Origin of the sequence: Cobetia sp. SIMBA_158, assembly GCF_046566945.1 — a bacterium.
GTDB lineage: Bacteria > Pseudomonadota > Gammaproteobacteria > Pseudomonadales > Halomonadaceae > Cobetia > Cobetia amphilecti.
The window spans coordinates 1-247 of record NZ_JAWJYL010000851.1 but is presented as its reverse complement, the minus strand read 5'-3'; the positions used below and the strand labels follow the sequence as shown (position 1 = coordinate 247).

Below are 247 nucleotides of genomic sequence, written 5' to 3'. Positions count from 1 at the left end.
AAACGATTAGCAATACGCGGCGTACCTCGTGATCGTTTAGCTATTTCACTAGCGCCATCGTCGCACATTTCTAAATCAAGATAATGAGCTGAGCGGCCCACTATATGCGATAAATCCTCTACTGAATAAAACTCTAAACGCTGCACTATGCCAAAACGGTCACGTAGTGGAGATGTGAGTGAGCCTGCACGTGTTGTTGCGCCTATTAACGTAAATGGCGGCAAATCCAGTTTAATAGAACGTGCAG

The 247-nt window shown here is 45.3% G+C and carries 1 pseudogene; it reads right to left on the bottom strand.

Annotated elements, in window-relative coordinates:
- Positions 1-247, bottom strand: a pseudogene (locus R2R70_RS22240) (Holliday junction branch migration DNA helicase RuvB); the annotation flags it as partial.